Consider the following 17,743-nt stretch of genomic DNA (forward strand, 5'->3'; position numbering starts at 1 on the left):
ATTCAATCACGCCATTCTTGGGCATGAAGAATTTGAAAATTATTTGTTCCGATTAAATTTACTTACCACACTGCCTCCCTACAAGAAATTAAAGACAATCATAATCGTCGATTAATCTAATCGTTGATTACTAATGTCTTTAATATATGCCTGTTTTTAATTTTTGTCAAATTGATTTAATTTAGATGAAGTATTTTTGAGGTATGATAATATACAAGGTACATGTAAGTTTTCTAAAGGGATTAGAAGTAGGTGAATAAATGAAATATAGTGTCATGGTAGAGTACGCATTACACAGCCTTGTCTATTTAATAGATGTACCACCAGAAGAAAGTATTGGAATTAAGGATTTATCAGAATTTCAAGGGCTATCAGAAACATATTTATCAAAAGTATTAGGTAAGCTATCTAAAGCCGGGATTGTCAGTTCAGTATCTGGTGTTAAAGGAGGATATAAGCTTAGTAAAAAGCCTGAAGATATTTCTTTTTGGGATGTTGTAAAAGCTGTAGAGGGTGAAAGTCCCATATTTCAATGTAAGAACATCAAAGCAAATTTTGCAAACCAAACTGGAAATTGTGATTCCTGTGCATCAGGTACATCCAATTGCACCATTAATATAGTGATGTTAGAAGCTGAAGAGCAAATGCGGAACTATTTACGAGGTAAAACAATTGCATGGTTAGAAGAAGAGCTTAATCGTACATTGCCAAGTGAACGTATAGCAATGGCAAAAGAATTCTTCCACAAGAAAAATAATTAAATCAAAACAAGTACACATACCGAAACAAAGCACAGCCTCTTAGCGACTGTGCTTTGTTTTTGCTTTATTTACTCATCCCGCAATGAGCGAACTGCCTAAAAATTATTGATTAAACCTTACAAGGCGATCTATTGGAAGACGTGAAGAACCGTAAGCAGGTGCCGCCGCTTCACCAATTGCTAATAATAAAATAGGTATTTCATTTGCAGGTAATTTCATGTATTCCGCAAACTTAGCTTTATCAAACCCACCCATCGGAACTGTATCATAACCCATTTCTTTCGCTAATAACATAATTTGCATCGTTATTAAGCCAGCATCAAAATGGACGATGTTCTCTAATGTTTTTGTCGAAGCTGACCCATACATTGTTAATGCGTCCTGAGCCAGTTTTTTCGCAATCTCTTCTGGCATATAGCCTAACTCCACATTTTTTGCATAGATTTCCTCAGCATTTACATACATCTCCATATCTCCAATGACAGCAATAATAGCAGAGGCTGTTTCGATCTGCTCTTGATTAAATGAAAAGAAATTAATATTCTTTTGGATTTCCTTATCATCAATGACGATAAATCGCCATGGCTGCATATTGCTCGAAGAAGGCGCTGAAATAGCATCTTGTAGTAGCTGCATGATTGTTTCACGAGATATTTTAGTATTCGCATTGTATTTACGAACAGATTTACGCTCCTGCATAATTTGTTTTAGTGTTGAAGTTGATAGCATATGATTTCCCTCTTTTTCAAAAAATTTAAACTGCTTTAATTGTTACATCAATATTTCCCATTGTCGCTTTTGAATAAGGACATACAGTATGTGTTAGCTCTAATAATTGCTGTGCCTCTTCCAGCGTTACCCCTTCAATATGTCCTTCGATATTCACAGCAAGTACATAATCAAAAGCAGCTTGCTCCATTAACTTAACGGTTACTTGAATTGTTGATGCATTTTTAAGCTTTTTTTGGCGTTTAATCAAATCTAACGCACTATTAAAGCAGGCACTATACCCCGCAGCAAATAATTGCTCTGGGTTTGTTACATTGTCTAATTTTGAGCCTGGTGGTGCAATTTTTAAAGACAGGGATTGATCCTCTGCATAGGATGTGCCACTCCGCCCACCCTCATTAATCATAGTCGTTGAGTATAATTCTTTCATAAACGAAAACTCCTTTTCTATATCCATTATTTTAAATTGTACACAATTTAATTTTTACAAATTGAATTGTACACAATTTAGTTGCGTTTGACAAGTAGGAACTTTATTTTTAATATAAATGTTAATAGAAGAACATGAAGAGGGGATTTTTATGCCTAATCATTTAGATAATCAACTATGCTTTCTTTTGTATGCCACATCAAAGGAAATCATTCGACACTATACATCATTATTGAAGCCATATGATTTAACTTATACAGGCTATATCACCATTTTAGCGTTGGAGGAAAACGAACAAATAACGGTAAAAGAATTAGGACAACGTTTATTTTTAGATTCGGGTACATTAACACCATTGCTAAAAAAATTAGAGACAAAGGGTTATATTTGTCGTGAGCGTTCCAAAGATGATGAACGTCAAATGCAAATCTATTTAACAGAGGTGGGCAATGATGTTCGTCGCAAGCTACCTGAGGTATCGCGCCAAGTCATGCAACAATCAAATATTTCAGAGCAGCAATTTATACAACTAAAAAATGTTCTTCAAGACATCATACACAATGATTGGACCATGAAAAATAAAAATTAAGCAATGAATAGTATCACCTAAAACTTTAGATTCATGCTAGTGACAATCATTTTATACAATTAACGATAGAACCGTAATTGCACTGCATCTCATCCAATACGGTTCTTTTCAACATATCTGGGCAATTTGTAAAACACATTCACTTATCTCCCCTCTCTAATCTGGCGGTCTATACCCTACCCGAAATGATGCTCTTTTTTGTCCAAACAAACTCGATAGCATATCGACGCTCTCGTACAATACCTAATTTTTATCGGGCTCGGACAAAATCAAGTACTATAATGATAATAGGACGTTTTTTAAAGGAAGATATAAATGAAAAATAGATTTTCAATTGGTGAAATGGCTAAGCTCCATAAAACAACTATAAAAACCCTTAGATATTATGATGAAATTGATTTATTAAAACCCATGCACACAGATAAAAACAACGGCTATAGATACTATTCAACAGAACAATTTGAGCAATTAAATACTATCAACTATTTAAAGGAATTAGGCTTTTCATTAAAGGAAATTAAAGGGCATTTAGATCACAGGGATATCGACGACTTTTTGCATCTCTTAGAGGAACAGAAACGATTAACCGAAGAAAAGATTCAAGAACTGGAACGAATTAATCGAAGGTTCCAAGATCGAATTAAGGATATTAAATGGGCACGAGAGATAAAGGCATTGGGAGTCCCATTCATAATGGAAAAACAAGAGCGAAGAATCGTACGATTAATGGAAAAAATCAGTTCCGAGCATCAACTGGAAATTTCTTTGCGACAATTAGAGAATTTGTCGAATATGAATTCTTCTATATTTATTGGGGGCGTTGGCCTAACCGTAAGTATTCGTCATCTATTAAATAACCAGTTTCATGAATACAATTCAATATTTATTTTAGTCGAGGAGGAGGATAGGCATAGTCCTTTATTGGCCACGCTTCCTGAAGGAAAATATGCCTGTATTTATTTTAACGGCAATCATAATCATTCTCCCGCACATTATAAAGCCTTACTGAATTTTATTAAAGATCAAGGTTTCCAAGTGATTGGAGATTCCATTGAAAGAACCATAATTGACCATTATATTTCAGGAAGTAAAGAAGATTATTTAACAGAAATACAAATACCAATAAAGTCTTGACCCTCCCCTTACCGGAGGGTTTATTTTTTTACGTAAGAACACTTTTTTAAGGAGAATGAATTATGTTAGGAACAATATTTAATACAATGATGATTATAGTCGGAAGCATCATTGGAAGTATTTTTAAAAATGGGATAAAAGATGAATACCATCAAATCCTCATGCAGGCCATGGGATTAGCAGCAATGGGATTAGGAATAAATGCTCTAGTTCAACATTTACCTTCCAGTAAATATCCGGTACTTTTTATTGTCAGTCTAGCTATAGGCGGATTATTAGGTCAAAAACTTAATTTAGAATCAAAATTTAATGCTTTAGTGAATAAATACTCTAAGGGGAATTTAGCTGAAGGATTATCGACTGCGATTTTATTATTTTGTATTGGGTCATTATCTATATTAGGTCCTATAGAGGCTGCATTAAAGCAAGATTATACATATCTGCTCACGAACGGTATATTGGATGGAATTACTTCGGTTGTTTTAGCCACTACATTTGGTATTGGGATAGCTGTTGCAGGTATTGTACTATTTCTATGGCAAGGTTCCATTTATTTAATAGCTAGTTTAATGGAGAATTCCATCAATAATGATCTTCTAAATGAATTGACGATTATAGGAGGTATATTGATATTAGCGTCTGGTTTAAGTATTTTAGGCATAAAAAAATGTAATACCTTAAATCTTCTGCCATCATTAATAATCCCTATTATTGTATTTTTGTTTATACATTAAAGAGCGATCAAAATCCTTATTAACAATCAAGTTTATTGTCTATAACGAACAAGTTAACTGCCCAAGCACAAAATAATTGCGTGCTTGGGCTTTCCCTTTTCTTAAGAAATCTTCATAAATATTCTCTCTAATTATTAATAATTTCCATTTACAATAATGAAGGTCGACATTACTGAGAATTATCTGGCATATAGCATTTGAAAATCATCATCAGAAAAAGGAGTATCACATCTTGGGAATTACTGAAATCATGAGCAACATCAAAATTTTGATGCTGCCCGTCATTATAATTATTGGCCTTGAATTTTTACTAATTGGACTTTATTTCTTTTATTATCAAAGACGACGATCAGATCACCAAAAACAAATTCCTGTAAAGAAGCTTCTTCTTGGAGCAGTCTTTATCGGATATATTGTATTTGTTTTGGAGCTAACAGTGATTGGCCGTGGAACTTCACATTTCATGCAGTTGAACCTTCAGCCATTCAGCGGTTATATAGACGCGTGGAAAAAATACTCTTTACGTGATCTCCAAAATTGTCTATTTAATATATTAATGTTTGTACCATTAGGAATGTTTTTACCTTTACTTATGGCTAAATTTAAAGAGTTTAAGTGGCTTCTTCTAGTAGTTGTAGGTGCGACAGCCTCTATCGAAACTTATCAAGCACTTTCAGGAGCAGGGATTTTTGAGCTTGATGATTTAATCAATAACTCACTTGGCGGTATTATTGGCTACCAATTATACAAACTTGTCACTTCTATTGTCCATAACAAAAAGGTAAAGGTAAAAACACTGATTGGAAACCTTGCTATACCTCTATTGATGGGCTTAATCTTTATCGTTATGAACATTGTCTACGCCCAACAGGAGTTTGGTCATCTAGCAATAAACGCATATACAAAATCAAAAATGTCAGATGTTCATGTATCCACATCATTGGAATTAAGCGCAGCACCCATCGTTGCTCCTGTCTATAAGAAAATCATTCAAGAGGATGACGTAAAAGACCTATTACAACAGAAACTAGGGTTATCAGAGATGAATGCATCTGATGCCAAGGAAAATGACGAAACGCTAGTGGAAGATAAAAATGGGGTCCCGTATACATTGGTTACAAATAATTCAGAGGGACAATGGTGGTTAACCGAGAATAATTATTCGCCGGAGCAAACTTCAGCTGAAGGGCAAGAAGAAAAGGCGAAGTCATTGATGGATGAACTTTCTATACTACCACCTCAAGATGCAGAATTTGCTGTACAGGAGGATGGTGAATTTGAATGGACGTTACCAGACCGTCCTGATGTAAATAAAGATTACTGGACTGGAGAGGCCAGTCTTGGCCTAAAGCCGGATGGTCACATTTATTCATTAACATACAGTCTTCATGAAAATCAATTTATACGGGAGGTAAATATACTGTCTCCTGCAGAAATATATGAACGAATAAAGGAAGGCGATTTTCCTCAAATAAAGTATAACGCACTCGTACAGGAGGAAGACCTGATTATAAAAAAAGGAGACCAAATTGAGATTGAATCGATTGAGCTTTCGTATATGTATGATACAAAAGGATTCTATCAGCCCATATACAATGTTTCTGGCAAGTTCAACGACAATGATTGGTTTACTTTAATTCAGGCAAGAAAGTAACAGCTCGTTCCAAATACTTAAACAAAGCCCAGGCTCCAATTAATAGAGCAACTGGGCTTTGTTATTTTCGACTGTAAAGGGCTTCGATGACGAAAAATCAAATCTATGAGCGTGAACAATTAGAAATGTTAACGAATGATCAATTAGGTTTAGAGAGCATCTACCTTCAAAGAGTATGTTGAATTTGGTAGTATATTACCAAATATTAAAAATGACAAAAGTCATCGAGAGTGAACTTCTCAACGGCTTTTGTCTACAGTCTGAAAATAAAGTTTAGGCTTTCTTTTTTTTCGGGTATCCAATGAGTATCGCTATCATACCACAAATACCAATAAGAATTGGATAGAAAGAGTACGGCAAGATACTAACTGGCGATATTTTAGCTACGCTTGCGGCTACAAGGAATTGGGCTCCGTATGGGAGAAGACCTTGGACTGTACAGGAGAAAATATCTAAAATACTTGCGGACTTTCTCGGCTCAATCTCATACTGGTCAGCAATATTTTTGGCAAGCGGCCCGGCAATTAAAATAGCAATTGTATTATTAGCCGTAGATAAATTAGTTAGACCCACAAGGCCAGCTATACCAAATTCAGCACCCTTCTGCGATTTAATCCTGCGCGTTACAAGACGGAGCAAAAAGTCAATTCCACCATTAAATTTAATAACCTCCACCATTCCAGCTATTAATATAGCTAGAAAGGCGATTTCATACATCCCTTCCATTCCTTCGCCAATCTTTTGTATAAGGCTCATTATGTGATAGCTACCATCTGCTAAGCCAACAGCACCGGCGAGAATAATCCCTAATGCAAGAACGAGGAAAACATTCATTCCAGATAACGCTAAAATAATAACTAAAACATAGGGAATAATTTTTATCCAATTATAGCTTAGATGCTCTACTTGAGCTGCTTCCCCGGATGTCATAAACCCTAAAATAATGCTTGTGATAATAGCTGCTGGCATTACAATCCAAAAATTGACCTTAAATTTGTCCTTCATTTGCGCGCCTTGTGAACGAACGGCAGTAATAGTAGTATCTGAAATAAAAGATAAATTATCACCAAACATCGAACCGCCTACAACCGCTGCCATCACTAAAGCAATAGATAGCTCCGTAAGATCGCTTATCCCAACTCCAATTGGCGCCAGCGCAACAATCGTCCCCACTGATGTACCCATGGATAGAGAGATGAAACAGGCAATGATGAATAAACCTACGATAAGCAGGTTTTGCGGAATAATCGATAAAGCAAAGTTAACAGTGGAATCTACGGCCCCCATCCCCTTCGCTACCTCTGAAAATGCCCCTGCTAATAGAAAAATAATAACCATCAGCATGACATTTAAATTTCCCGCACCTTGGCAAAAAATATCAACCTTTCGGGAAAACGATTCTTTTCGATTCATCGCTAGAGCTACAGCACCCGAAATACTGATGGCTACAATGACAGGGAACGCATAAAAATCACCCATTATAACCCCTGAACCAATAAATAAAATCATAAAAACAACAAATGGGATTAGCGCCCATGGATTCTCTTTCTTCATTGTCTACCTCCAAATATTAAAAATCAGCCATGTTTTTTATTTTTTCACCATAAGAAAGGCCTCATCTTGAAATAACAAGAAGAGGCCTTATATTTAAAACGCTCCTCTTATCTATCAAGAACATTGCTTGCTGGATTTGGCACAGTAACTTAATAGTTCCGCTGCCGAGATTTCATCGGGCCAGTCCCTCCATCTCTCTTGATAAGAAGAAAAAATATTATTTTTGACACAATATTAAAATACTAAAATAAAATATCCATAATTGCAACATATTTTTAATTAGAAAAAATTCTCAGAATTATCATCAAGTGCGGAATTCAACTTTTTAGACTAATAATACGAAGCTTTGAATGGACACATAAACAGAAAAGATAAATACCCCGACTAGAAACCAACCATATAATTTTCTCTCTCTCCGAAATTCATTAATTCCTAATGTTAACATAAATAAACCTAGAAAAAGGATCATTAAAAAGTTTAACCGATAATCATGTGTCATAAGTCCGTAAATGGAAAGCGTGATGCCTATCATTGATGAAATAATTTGTACTGTTTTTAACAAAATGATTCCCCCTTTTTGCTTGAACGAATACTATCAATTATCTAACCTTTTTTGAATAAACAAATTCTATGATGGGTGAGATGACAAATGTAAGCCCAACAACTAAGATCAAGAGATATTTTTCATGTCATTTAAATCATGCTTTGCCTTTTAACCTTCCAAGCTTTCCGAGATACGTTTGCGCCTAAAAAGCTAGATTTACATGGAGAAGCGATTGAAAAGACATCATTATGGGCCTATTTTTTTACAGGCGTTTGGTTAGTAGTTTCTGCACCAACTGCAATCGTTTGGTTCGCAACGGTTGGTAGCAGTGTAGCATGTACAACTATTGGACATTCAGCTACTGAAAGCTTACTTCCCTTCTTCTTCGGATTTATCACCGTTTCAATCCTTTGGGAGCTAATCCTTTCATATTTAAGTAGCATAGGTGGTAAAATAATGGGGAAAAGGCTTATGTAAATAGGTTCGTTTATTTCAGAATTACTCTTTTTGTACGTTACTTTTTATGTATTCTTGAATGGTTTTGAAAAACCTATGTTTTTAATGTTGGTGGCAGAGAAAAAATAAGCGCTTATCCGTGTGTTTATATCTGTCACATTAGCACATTTCATTGCATGATGCCTGCCAAATACTAGTAGTGGTGGTAGAGGGCTAGATTACCCCATAAATTAATTCTCTTAAAATCTCATAAAACAAAAAACCAGATGCCCCTCATAGAAGAGCGCCTGGTTTTATTGTGAAAGTGAATCTTACTAACTTACTTAGTTTTGATTCGTATTAATACTACGCTAAGTTGGGGCGTGGAACAAGTTAAAATATTTTCCATTCAATTTTTGGTAGGAATTTATGTTTTTTCGAGCATAGGAGTTACGCATGTCCTATGTATTTTGCAAGTAGGAAACCTACAAAAAAGACTAGATACCTACATAATTTATGCAAGTTCTAGCCTTTTAAGTGAAAGTGAATCTTACTAATTAATATTGCTTAGCTTTAGATTCATTTATGAATACGCATAAACAGCTAAAAGGTTTCATTATTTGTCCTATTTTTTCGTAAAAAATAGGATTACCCGCACAAAAAGACCAGGAAGTCACGAAATAAGTGAATCCTGGTCTTTTTGAGAAAAGTGAATGTTACTAGCTTGCTTTAGTTTTTTTGTATTCTACTAATGAGATAGACGGTTGACGTTGCAATAAGTTACATAAAATTTAAAAATATTTTAATCGATTACTTGAATGGCAAACCAAATATACCCTCTACCCCATCTTCTGTAATACTACCTTTTTTATAAATAAAAATATCCAATTATATTTTAATCACATTCAAACTGCTGGACATACACAAAAACTTGACAAAAAAAGTTATTTGTTCTATAATTTACATTTGATATTTTTTCTTATATAATAGGATTCTCCTGGCCAGGGGAATCCTATTTTTTATTGTAAGGAGTGTTCGGATGAAGAAGCAGAAATCTAGTATAACTTCATTAATAGCCGCCTTTAGCAGAGCCCACCATAGTCAATTTGATACGCCGAAAATATTTGATGATTATCTAGCACAGGAATTAATCTCCAAGGATGAATTTCAAAGCATTGAAGACAATATGGTGCAAGGTATTGAATTCTTCAACGAGGAAATTGCCAAAAAATATAAAGGCAAATCGAGAGAATTATTAAAATGGATTACGCAAGTTCAACTAGCGCCGACTCCCTTGGCACGTTCCGCATACTGTGAAAGAGTCTTACAAAACGAAATACAGCTCGGTGTTGAGCAATATGTTATTTTAGGTGCTGGTTTGGATACATTCGCTTTTCGACACCTCCACTTAGAACATGTATTAGAAATATTTGAGATTGATTTCCCAACCACACAAGCATTCAAAAAACAAAAATTACAAGAAGCGTCACTCAACCGCATCAATAATTTACATTTTGTGGCGATGGATTTTACGAAACAATTTCATAGTCATCCTCTTTTGGATCAAGGCTTTCAGTTTAAGAAAACATTTTTTAGTCTCTTAGGTGTCTCCTATTATTTAACGAAAGAAGAACTGGCTAGCTTATTAGACCATCTATTTGCGCTAGTTCCAGCAGGTAGCTCACTTGTCTTGGACTATGCTGATGAATCGCTATTTAGTGAAAAGGGCATCTCTAACAGAGTAGATCATATGGTGAAGATGGCGGCCGCTGGTGGTGAGCCCATGAGATCGTGCTATCGTTATGAGGAAATGGAGAAGATGCTAGATCAATCAGATCTACTTATTTATGAACATCTATCTCCATCTACAATTCAACAGCTTTATTTCCAACATCGAACAGATTATCTATCAGCTTTTGAAACGGTCCATTATATGCACATTGTTAAAAAATAAGGTCTACCCCATTCATTTTTAAAATAATTCTTAATTTTCTATCTATTTCCCGGGCAATTAACTATTTTAATATAAGAATTATGTATATGATAGTAGTGTAAAGCTAATTAGCCTTACACCTCCTAGATTTGTTACTAGGGTCACTGTTTATAACAGTGACCCGCTTATGATTGGCAAACCCCTAATGGATTTCCATCTAGATCATAGAAGGTGAAATATTTTATTTGCCCTTCACCTCCCATAGGATTTACGTTCACTTGTTGCTCAACTAGTGATTGGTAGGTCTCTTCAATTGATGAAGAAAGAAAATTGTAGTATTTCCCAACCCCAAAATGGTTATCTGGAAAATGTAATGGTTGATGATTTTCCGTTTTTACTAAGCATACGACCGTAACAGATCGTTCCGCTATTTTCATGACCGCTGCGTCTTCTTCTATATATAAAAGCTTAAATCCAAGCTTTTCCTCATACCATTTGGCTGATAATTGAGGGTCTTTTATCGGGATAAAAATGGCCTCTACTCCATTTAATAATGATTGCATCTCTTTTCTCCTCCTATTTAAAATGATTTATATACTTTTTCTGTATATAGACTTGAATGTCCTCTAAAAAATTTCACCCTTGCATCTCTTCTTGTTTATTTTCCCTATTATTTGCTTATCCTAATTAGTATCGGAAATGTCTTTGCCCTTTTCCTAGAGGAGGTGCCAATCATTAAACACACGGTGTCATTTTTTCTCATACTTCTAGTCGTTTTGTTGTTAACTGGGTGTTGGAATAAGCGGGAGTTAAATGAATTAGCCATTGTCACAGCTGTTGGAGTCGATAAAACGGATGAATTCATAGAGATTTCCGTTCAAATTGTTAACCCAAGTCAAATTGCGCCGAAGAATTCAACAAGCTTTCAAGTCCCTGTTTTTACCTATCACGCAAAAGGGAGAACCTTATTTGAAGCTATCCGAAAATTAACAACACTGACGCCAAGGAAACCCTATTATGCACATGTTCAAGCTATTATTATTGGTGAAGAGATGGCTGAATATGGTATGAATAGTATATTAGATTTATTTCAAAGGGATCCTGAGGGAAGAAGCGATTTTAATATTATTGTTGCTCATGAATCAACAGCGCAAGATATCTTAAGTATTTTAACACCATTAGAGGATATTCCTGCTAGTAAATTGTTAAAATCCTTAAAGGACTCTGAAGATGTATTGGGAACAACTGAGTCAGTGATTTTAGACGATTTAATCGAGTCTTTAGGGAGTATTGATCATAGTGCTGTTCTGCCCTCCATTCAAATACTTGGAGATGCAGAAGCCGGAAAAAGGAGCTCCAATATAGAAAAAATGGATAGCCCCGCCAATTTAAAATACGGTGGACTTGCTGTTTTTAAAAACTATAAGCTTATAGGCTTCTTAACAGAGGAAGAAAGCAAATACTATAATTTCTTACACAACCATATAAAAGGGACCGTTCAAAAAGTGCCTTGTTCGGAAAAGGGGAAAATATCAGCAGAAGTTTTAAATTCCTCTACAAAAGTTACTGGTAGCATAAAAAATGACAAACCTTCCATCCATATTCAGGTTGATCTTGAACAAAATATAGCGGAAATAAGTTGTCCAGTGGATATAACAAAGCCAGAAACGATTGATGTTATTAATAAAGAAACAAGTAAATTAGTTCAAGAAAATTTAGAACAAACAATGCACACGATTCAGAAAACCTATCAAGCTGATATTTTAAAGTTTAGTGAGGTACTTCATCGTGAAGACCACCAAGCATGGAAACGTATCAAAAAAGATTGGGCCACGCTTTACCCTAATCTACCCGTGCATATTGAGGTAAATGTGAAAACAAAAGGTATTGGTACAGCTAGAAAATTAAAAGTAGATTAAACAATAAAAAATGACCAGACACTCCTTGAGAGTGCTGGTCATTGCTAATTAACGTATAGCTTCGAATGTAATAAATGATGAATGTTCATCAGGCTGTTGCTGAAATGTGTAATTAGCAGAGCATGTGATACCGGAAAAGCCTATACTTTGTAAAAGCAGTTTAAATTCTTCTAGACCGTACCAGCGTAATAAAAATTTTTGTAGCTCTGTATCAATCAATGTACCACTCTGCCATTTTTCATATTTTAAAACCGATAATGTATATTGGTCCATCCAATTAATCGCAATCGATTTCCTTTCAATCGATATCCCTTCATCTTCGGAAGTTGGATGATAACTTGTAGTAATTTCTCCAGTTTTCCAGTCTGTCGGTACGATTAAATCTAATAGAATACGTCCACCTGGAACAAGGTGATGATACATATTTGTTAAAGTCGACACGGCATCTTGATAATTTTCTATTAAACAGAAAGAGCCTGCTGGCATGATGATAGCTTCATATTGCTGATCTAATGTAAAATGACAAACATCGCCTTCATAAAGAACTGGTGTAAGCCCTCTATCGTGACATCGTTTACGACAGGACGCCAGCATTTCTGAAGAATTGTCAATCCCTTCTACATCAAAACCACTCTCCATGAAAGGAATATAGAAACGGCCTGAGCCGACACCTGCCTCAAGAACCTTACCTGTTAGTCCCTGTAAACGTTCCTTATAATATTCAATATCCCCACCAATAGAATATCCTACTGGTTTTGTTAAATCGTAAAGTTCCGTACATAACGGTCCATAATTACTATACATATTGTCTCCTCCGATTATTTGCGGAAGAATAATCCTTTTTAATTCTTCCACACCTTCATATTATTTAATGGAAAATTAGAGCTGACTATCATTATGGATCACTCGCTTTCTTGTAAATTTAAATAAATTATACCTTTATTTGTCATTCATTTCAATATATCTATTGATTTCGTTTCCAGTCCACTATAATGTACAAATTAGCATAAATTATCAAAAAACATTCCCATGTAAACGGTACGATGAAAATAAGAAAGGATGATCGTATGGATTATTTTGGAAAAATTCAAAACGCTATAGAATATATAGAGGATAACCTACAAGAAAAAATGTCGATCATAGATATTTCTTCGCAATCGTATTGTTCAGCCTTCCATTTTCAGCGACTGTTTCAAGCGATAACTGGATTTTCCGTACAGCAGTATATTCGCAATAGAAGGCTTTCTGAAGCAGCCGTTTTATTAATAACAACCTCTCAAGCTATACTTGAACTGGCAATTAGCTTTCAATACGGTTCTCAAGAAGCTTTTACAAGGGCATTTGTTCAGTACTTTGGGATATCACCAGCTAAGTACAGGAAGAGTGCTAATTCTATACCATTACAACACAAAATAAACTTTTTGGATTATAAAATGGATGGTGAACTCCCTATGCAAAAACCAACAATTGTACAGGTAGGTAAAAAGTTAATCACCGGCTATCCCTATCAAACATCATTAAAAGATGAGAGGTATTATGCTGAAATTCCAGGCTTTTATCATGATTTTGGTCGCCAGCACTATTATGAATGTATTACACAAAAAGTGGCACCTAATATGGCCTATGGAATCTCTACAAGCTTTCAGGAGGATGGTGAGTTTTCTTTTATTGTTGGTGAGGAAGTCCAAGTATTTGATGAGCATGTTCAGCAAGAATTTATCCATTTAGAATTACCTTCTGGTCAATATGCTGAATTTATCTTAAATAGTAGTGCAGAAGGTATACAGAATACAAGACGTTACATTTACGGGGTATGGTTGCCTAACTCTAATTACGAAAGAGATATGGGTCCTGATTTCGAAATAACAGATGTCATGCAATCTATCTATCCACATAATATGAAAATGAAAATTTACATTCCTATTAAAGGTTAAGAAAGGAAGCCAAAAAATGATGATTGAAAAGGTTTTTACTCAATTTCCTCTGCTACATACGACTAGTATAACATTAAAGAAAATAGAAGCGTCTCATGTAGAAGAGTTGTTTGCCATTTATGATAATACTAAGGTTTTCGAGTTTTGTGGTATTATTCCAAAACACAACTATCAAACCGTACAGAAAATGATTGAGCATTTTGAAAGAGACTTCAAGAAGAAGAGTAGAATAAAATGGGGTATTTTTGAAGCGTCCCAAAGCGAGAAATTAGTGGGTATTATTGAGGCTATGGACTTTAATCAAAAAGTAAATATGGTGACAATTGGATATTACTTGGCGGAAGATTTTTGGGGAAAAGGCATTGCTACGAAGGCAGTTGAAATGGTCGTGAACTATTTTTTAGAGGAGGTTCAGGTGAATCGAATTCAAGCTGAAGTTATGCCATTAAACGAGCCCTCGAAAAAAGTACTACTAAAGAATGGCTTTATAAAAGAAGGTTTATTACGACAAGCAACATTCTGGTCCGGCAAAGGCATTGTTGATCTAGAAATATATGGATTACTGAAAGAAGATTATGTAAGCCATTCAAAAGACTAGACTCTATTTAGGAGTCTAGCTTTTTCTTTTATATGACAAGTAGATGGACATATTACCAACTCGAGATAGCTCTTTTACATAGATTAGAAATAGAAGACTAGCGCTAGAATTTACATTCAAAACCATAAAGGAGCGTATCAAAAATGGATGAAAATCGATATTTAACACGATTGGATAGAAATTTAAATAATTATCATAAATTTTCTAAATGCTATTGTGAATCAAAGAACTATTGCACAGGTCACTATTACGGCACGGATGATATGGCAGAAGAAGATTCATATCGCATCAAGTATTATAATAGTTCTCAGGATGGGAAAAAACAATTGGAGAGCCACGTAAGAAACAAAGATAAAAAACATTGCGAGGGTTGTATTTGTAGTCAGTTAGAATGTTTCGATCCGGGGACATTAGTAGATGTCTATCTTTCTGATGGCCATTGTTTTTGCGGTATTTACTTTATCTATCTCGATCCACATAGCTGCTGTGCCTATTTCCTTCAAATCGATGACACGGCTAGACCCGTTATTATTGACTGCCAGCAAGTGAATGCTATTAGCAAAACTAATACGGTAAGCTAGTGCATTGGCTCTTCCCTTTTGGAAGTAGCCTTTTGTAGGTGTTTAATAATGATCTTTCACCTACTTGGATTCCTGTTGATCAGCATGTGCGCAACGAATGATTGGACTCTCCTACCTTACGATAGGGTGAAAGATTTTCACCGTTAACGGCTATCTCCTTCCTATTTCTACATGAAAAAAAGAGCAGGATGATAACATATGTTACCAACTGCTCTAAGTTTTAAAAAATTATCCTTCGTTTATCCAATTAATGAGCTGTTCATCAAATGACTCAGGCTCTTCAAACATAGGGTTATGACCACTTTGTTCAAATATAACTTTCTTAACCTGAGGAGCATCCTCTATTGCCTCCCATAATGAAACAGGAGCAACTAAAAAATCATACCTCCCTAGTCCAACAAAAACTGGTTTAGTGAATGATCGAGTTAGTTGTAAAAGATTCTTCTCAGCGAAAGCCCTCCCCCAAAGATAATCTATGACTGCCATATTCGTATAAACGCCTTCCCACATAGCTGTAGCATTAAATGAATAATCATAGAAACTATGTGCACCCATACGAATACACATATGAACAAAACGTCGTTCAGGTTCCATCTTTAAATCTTGCGCTAAGAGAGCAATTTCGCGTTCAAATTGTTTTTTTCGCGCGACACTAGCATTAGCATCAAAAAAGGACAGACTTTGCTGTTGTCTTTCTTGGCTATTTGTTGTAGCTGTATTTAATAGAATCACCTTCCGAACATGCTGAGGGTATGTGTTAGCATACGCCATCGCCATAAATGCATGCCCTGAGTGCCCTAAAATAATGAAATGTTCCAACTTTAACAATTGTCGAGCTTGTTCAATATCATCGACAATTTTCTCTAAAGTATAATCCTCTTGTTTTAAAGGACGAGGAGGCTTCACAAATCCACGATGATCTAAAAAAATAAGCTGAAAATGCTGGGAAAGGTTTTCTGAGAACAATCGCGGGTAATACACACTGCTTCCTACGACTAAAATAGGCTCACCCTGTCCCTTTATACAATAGTGCAATTCAAATCCGTCACAAATAATCTTTTGGTCTCTTGTCATTTTTTATCCTCTTTTCTTATTAATCTATCACTCCCTTTCCTCTTTGCATTCCCGTGTCTTTTCCATCGAACGCTCTAGCATTCTATTCACCTCATGGATTTTACTTTTACACAAACAATACCATTACTACTGGTTTCTAGCAAATTATTGATTATATAATAAGGGAAGCATCTAAAAAAGGGTGGGAGGAAATGAAATAAAGTGTATTAGAACGTTTGAAGGTATTTCTACTCAATAAGGAACACCATACATTATTAGGCGAACCAGCAAATTATCTATGCTCAACAGAGGCTCGGTGTACAATTCGGTAAAGATTACGTGCAGTTCATGAAAATGTTTGGTGGAGCCTATGCAGGATTAGCCGTTCATGCTTTTTCTAATGGTAGTCATCGATTTAACACTAGCATTTCGTCAACAATTCAGCGAGGTCCTTTCTCCAACTAGCTATGTCATTTCGATGGATGGTAGAGGGAATCCCATTTTTATGGACTCATTAGGCAAGGTTTTCCTTTGTGATCATGGAATAAACCAATTATTAGCTGAATCTTTCGAGCAACTGATCGAAGAAAATTTTTTTGAATGGTACCCATAGGATGCGAAACATTACAAACAAGAGGTTTAATCAATGGATAAACAATTAGAGCAAGTCCTAACATTAAGAGAAAATGGCCAACTTAAGGAAGCCAACCAATTAATGGTGGCATTGGTCAAAGAAGAACCTGAAAATGCTTACTATCAATTTCAATGTGCCTGGACCTACGATTCTTTAGGACAAGAAAAAGAAGCTGTTTCCCACTATGAAAAAGCCATTCAATTAGGATTAGAGCCAGCTATTCTAGTGGATGCCTATCTAGGTTTAGGGAGCACGTATCGGACATTGGGGTTGTACGAACAAGCGAAACGGACATTGGAACAAGCTATGCACAAATTTCCTGAAGCCGAGCATGTAAAGGTCTTTTATGCCATGACACTTTATAATCTTGGTGAACACGCAAAATCAATGGAAATATTATTGAATACTTTAGTCATCACCACCAACCATCAAGGCATTAAAGATTACAAAAAAGCTATTCATTATTACAGTGACAAGCTCGATCAAATATGGTCTTAACAAAAAAAACAGGCTTCTATAAAAGCCTG

The 17,743-nt window shown here is 35.4% G+C and carries 20 protein-coding genes and 1 riboswitch; of the genes, 13 read left to right on the top strand and 7 right to left on the bottom strand.

The window, feature by feature from the left end:
* The first annotated feature begins 260 nt into the window (after positions 1-260).
* Positions 261-761 (top strand): Rrf2 family transcriptional regulator, encoded by a 501-nt coding sequence (locus B3D94_RS21070; RefSeq protein WP_069481662.1) that lies wholly within the window; start codon positions 261-263, stop codon positions 759-761.
* Positions 762-863: 102 nt separating this feature from the next.
* Here the strand turns inward: B3D94_RS21070 and B3D94_RS21075 are convergent, their stop codons facing one another.
* Both B3D94_RS21075 and B3D94_RS21080 read right to left on the bottom strand, forming a co-directional pair.
* The gene (locus tag B3D94_RS21075) at positions 864-1,490 is read right to left on the bottom strand and encodes a nitroreductase family protein (RefSeq protein WP_069481663.1); all 627 of its coding nucleotides are present in this window, start codon (positions 1,488-1,490) and stop codon (positions 864-866) included.
* A 25-nt stretch (positions 1,491-1,515) separates the two neighbouring features.
* On the bottom strand, positions 1,516-1,920 hold the full coding sequence (locus B3D94_RS21080; protein WP_193832266.1) for an Ohr family peroxiredoxin: 405 nt from the start codon (positions 1,918-1,920) through the stop codon (positions 1,516-1,518).
* Positions 1,921-2,071: 151 nt separating this feature from the next.
* On the opposite strand from B3D94_RS21080, the gene B3D94_RS21085 reads away from it, so the two are divergent.
* The 4 genes from B3D94_RS21085 to B3D94_RS21100 all read left to right on the top strand — a co-directional run bounded on the left by B3D94_RS21085 (position 2,072) and on the right by B3D94_RS21100 (position 6,031).
* On the top strand, positions 2,072-2,509 hold the full coding sequence (locus tag B3D94_RS21085; RefSeq protein WP_069481665.1) for a MarR family winged helix-turn-helix transcriptional regulator: 438 nt from the start codon (positions 2,072-2,074) through the stop codon (positions 2,507-2,509).
* 315 nt (positions 2,510-2,824) lie between these two features.
* Positions 2,825-3,643 (top strand): MerR family transcriptional regulator, encoded by an 819-nt coding sequence (locus B3D94_RS21090; RefSeq protein WP_069481666.1) that lies wholly within the window; start codon positions 2,825-2,827, stop codon positions 3,641-3,643.
* Positions 3,644-3,705: 62 nt separating this feature from the next.
* Positions 3,706-4,377 (top strand): DUF554 domain-containing protein, encoded by a 672-nt coding sequence (locus B3D94_RS21095; RefSeq protein ID WP_069481667.1) that lies wholly within the window; start codon positions 3,706-3,708, stop codon positions 4,375-4,377.
* 232 nt (positions 4,378-4,609) lie between these two features.
* Positions 4,610-6,031, top strand: a complete 1,422-nt coding sequence (locus B3D94_RS21100) for a VanZ family protein (RefSeq protein WP_291760232.1) — start codon at positions 4,610-4,612, stop codon at positions 6,029-6,031.
* 273 nt (positions 6,032-6,304) lie between these two features.
* Here B3D94_RS21100 and B3D94_RS21105 read toward each other — a convergent pair whose 3' ends face one another.
* Both B3D94_RS21105 and B3D94_RS21110 read right to left on the bottom strand, forming a co-directional pair.
* On the bottom strand, positions 6,305-7,585 hold the full coding sequence (locus B3D94_RS21105) for a Na+/H+ antiporter NhaC family protein (RefSeq protein WP_291760234.1): 1,281 nt from the start codon (positions 7,583-7,585) through the stop codon (positions 6,305-6,307).
* A 104-nt stretch (positions 7,586-7,689) separates the two neighbouring features.
* Positions 7,690-7,793: riboswitch (SAM riboswitch) on the bottom strand.
* Positions 7,794-7,910: 117 nt separating this feature from the next.
* Positions 7,911-8,147 carry a DUF3953 domain-containing protein gene (locus B3D94_RS21110; protein WP_069481670.1) on the bottom strand — a complete coding sequence of 79 codons (237 nt, stop codon included), beginning with the start codon at positions 8,145-8,147 and terminating at the stop codon, positions 7,911-7,913.
* Positions 8,148-8,285: 138 nt separating this feature from the next.
* Between B3D94_RS21110 and B3D94_RS21115 the strand changes: the two genes are divergently transcribed.
* Entirely contained in the window at positions 8,286-8,606 is a 321-nt protein-coding gene (locus tag B3D94_RS21115) for a LysE family transporter (protein ID WP_291760238.1), read from the top strand.
* Positions 8,607-9,603: 997 nt separating this feature from the next.
* Entirely contained in the window at positions 9,604-10,518 is a 915-nt protein-coding gene (locus tag B3D94_RS21120; protein ID WP_291760241.1) for a class I SAM-dependent methyltransferase, read from the top strand.
* A 164-nt stretch (positions 10,519-10,682) separates the two neighbouring features.
* Here B3D94_RS21120 and B3D94_RS21125 read toward each other — a convergent pair whose 3' ends face one another.
* Positions 10,683-11,060, bottom strand: coding sequence for a VOC family protein (locus B3D94_RS21125; protein WP_291760244.1), 378 nt, complete (start codon positions 11,058-11,060; stop codon positions 10,683-10,685).
* A 162-nt stretch (positions 11,061-11,222) separates the two neighbouring features.
* Between B3D94_RS21125 and B3D94_RS21130 the strand changes: the two genes are divergently transcribed.
* Positions 11,223-12,416 (top strand): Ger(x)C family spore germination protein, encoded by a 1,194-nt coding sequence (locus B3D94_RS21130; RefSeq protein WP_291760246.1) that lies wholly within the window; start codon positions 11,223-11,225, stop codon positions 12,414-12,416.
* 48 nt (positions 12,417-12,464) lie between these two features.
* Here the strand turns inward: B3D94_RS21130 and B3D94_RS21135 are convergent, their stop codons facing one another.
* On the bottom strand, positions 12,465-13,220 hold the full coding sequence (locus B3D94_RS21135; protein ID WP_069481674.1) for a class I SAM-dependent methyltransferase: 756 nt from the start codon (positions 13,218-13,220) through the stop codon (positions 12,465-12,467).
* Between the two features lie 263 nt (positions 13,221-13,483).
* On the opposite strand from B3D94_RS21135, the gene B3D94_RS21140 reads away from it, so the two are divergent.
* The 3 genes from B3D94_RS21140 (at position 13,484) to B3D94_RS21150 (ending at position 15,529) form a co-directional block, all read left to right on the top strand.
* Positions 13,484-14,350, top strand: coding sequence for an AraC family transcriptional regulator (locus B3D94_RS21140; RefSeq protein ID WP_291760251.1), 867 nt, complete (start codon positions 13,484-13,486; stop codon positions 14,348-14,350).
* A 16-nt stretch (positions 14,351-14,366) separates the two neighbouring features.
* Positions 14,367-14,948: a GNAT family N-acetyltransferase gene (locus tag B3D94_RS21145; protein ID WP_291760253.1), complete on the top strand. Its 582-nt coding sequence runs from the start codon at positions 14,367-14,369 to the stop codon at positions 14,946-14,948.
* Positions 14,949-15,091: 143 nt separating this feature from the next.
* Positions 15,092-15,529: a hypothetical protein gene (locus B3D94_RS21150; protein ID WP_069481677.1), complete on the top strand. Its 438-nt coding sequence runs from the start codon at positions 15,092-15,094 to the stop codon at positions 15,527-15,529.
* A 228-nt stretch (positions 15,530-15,757) separates the two neighbouring features.
* On the opposite strand, the gene B3D94_RS21155 is transcribed toward B3D94_RS21150, so the two are convergent.
* Entirely contained in the window at positions 15,758-16,603 is an 846-nt protein-coding gene (locus B3D94_RS21155; RefSeq protein WP_291760258.1) for an alpha/beta fold hydrolase, read from the bottom strand.
* A 367-nt stretch (positions 16,604-16,970) separates the two neighbouring features.
* On the opposite strand from B3D94_RS21155, the gene B3D94_RS21160 reads away from it, so the two are divergent.
* Together B3D94_RS21160 and B3D94_RS21165 are read left to right on the top strand one after the other, a co-directional pair.
* Complete coding sequence (locus B3D94_RS21160; protein ID WP_291760259.1) at positions 16,971-17,195, top strand: hypothetical protein; 225 nt, start codon at positions 16,971-16,973, stop codon at positions 17,193-17,195.
* Between the two features lie 33 nt (positions 17,196-17,228).
* Positions 17,229-17,714 carry a tetratricopeptide repeat protein gene (locus tag B3D94_RS21165; protein WP_069481679.1) on the top strand — a complete coding sequence of 162 codons (486 nt, stop codon included), beginning with the start codon at positions 17,229-17,231 and terminating at the stop codon, positions 17,712-17,714.
* Positions 17,715-17,743: the final 29 nt, after the last annotated feature.

Source organism: Lysinibacillus sp. UBA5990 (genome assembly GCF_002429815.1).
Lineage (GTDB): Bacteria > Bacillota > Bacilli > Bacillales_A > Planococcaceae > Lysinibacillus > Lysinibacillus fusiformis.